The sequence below is a fragment of the Clostridium sp. AF37-5 genome (assembly GCF_003477605.1).
Taxonomy (GTDB): Bacteria; Bacillota; Clostridia; order Lachnospirales; family Lachnospiraceae; genus Eubacterium_F.
The window spans coordinates 1-1,699 of the sequence record NZ_QUDR01000051.1 but is presented as its reverse complement, the minus strand read 5'-3'; the positions used below and the strand labels follow the sequence as shown (position 1 = coordinate 1,699).

Here is a 1,699-nt window from a genome sequence, read left to right as displayed (position 1 = left end):
CATTGTTATAATCCGCCTTTCTGCTTCGCGAAAGTCACCAATAGAATCATGAAAATATTAGTTTCTCTCGCTACGCTCGTTTCTATTTTCCCTTCCTCTTGATATTTGATATAATTCTTTTATAAGACTGACACACTACAGAACACGTGGAGGTGAGTGGCGGGGCTGTATAGCGGCGACCTCGTATTGTTATATGTTGTCGGTCATCCGTTAAGGCATCAATGAATGGCGCATAACAGTAGCCCGTAAACTTATCTCTTCCAAAGTCGACTCGATTTTGCCGGATGACCAGTCACTGTCAATCTTATAACTATAAATCATCAGGAGGTACTTTTATTGTCGTTTAAAATTCTTAAAAATAACTGCTGCGGACTTGATGTCCACAAAACCTGGATCTATGCCTGTATCGGCATTACGGATTCCTTTAAACGTACAGAGTATAAACAAGCCCGCTTCTCTTCCTTTACCAAAGGATTGCAGGAATTGTGTCTTTGGCTTGCTAAATACAATTGTATTGATGTTTGTATGGAATCTACCGGTAAGTATTGGATCCCTGTTTTTAATGTCTTAGAGAAAAATAACATCTTTGTTACTCTTTCTCACCCCAAATATACCAAGCCTCAAAAAGGCAACAAGACGGATCGCAAGGATGCCAAGTGGATCTGTGATCTATATATGTGTGGAATGGTAAAACCTTCCTTTATTCCACCTGCTGACATCCGTCAATTAAGAGATTTAGTAAGATACCGTTTCAAACTCACTTGTATGATTACCGGTGAGAAGAACCGTGCTCATAACTGTCTTACTGTATCAAACTTAAAATTGGATGATGTCTTTTCTGATATATTTGGCAAATCATCTCGTTCCATTACGGAACAGATCTTACAACACCCGGGGGAAGTTTTTGATGTAGCACCTTTTGTGGATAGCAGATGCAAAACTCCTATCGAGGAAATACAGGCTGCTGTTGATGGTGCCATCTCTCACGAACAGGCTGTAAAACTTAGACAGTGCCTTAAACACATCGATGAATTAGAAATGCACAAAGCAGAAATAGAACGGGAAATCTTTCGTCTCAGCCAAAAGTACGAAAGTGTCCTTGATCTTATTCGAACCATACCAGGATTCGATAAAAATCCATTGACTGCTATCCAGGTGCTTTCTGAAATCGGGGCGGATATGTCTGTCTTCCCCACTGCCAAAAACCTCGTTTCATGGGCAGGATGCTGTCCCCGTAACGACCAGAGCAGTCGCAAGATCAAGTCCACTAGGATTTCCCGTGCTGGTTCTTATTTTAAACCAGTTTTGGTGCAAATTGCAAATGCTTTAATCAAATCGAAGAAACATCCTGAATTTACCACACGATATCGTCGTATAAAAGCACGCCGTGGTCACAAGAAAGCTATCATTGCCATCTGTCGTATGATCCTGACCGCTATCTGGCACATACTTACAGATTTAAAGCCTTATACACTGGAAGGTTTTCTTGAATCACGTCCTGTGAATAAAGAAAAAGTTCTGACCATTTCACAGGCACTTAATCTGATCAAACAACGAGGCTACATTATCAAGGATGATGTGGGTCCTGTTACCTGATTAGGTGTTGCGTCTATATTTACTTTTTAAACCAGCTGTTTAGGTGGTTTATTTGCTATGTCCTTTGTTTCTTGGTTGTCTAAAATTTCTTTTTTTCAAACTT

General features: G+C 40.2%; 1 protein-coding gene. It reads left to right on the top strand.

Features of this window, described 5'->3' with window-relative positions; translation table 11 throughout:
* Positions 1–336: 336 nt before the first annotated feature.
* A complete protein-coding gene (locus DW019_RS14730) occupies positions 337–1,596 on the top strand; it encodes an IS110 family transposase (RefSeq protein WP_118444041.1) in 1,260 nt (419 codons plus the stop codon).
* Positions 1,597–1,699 lie beyond the last annotated feature (103 nt).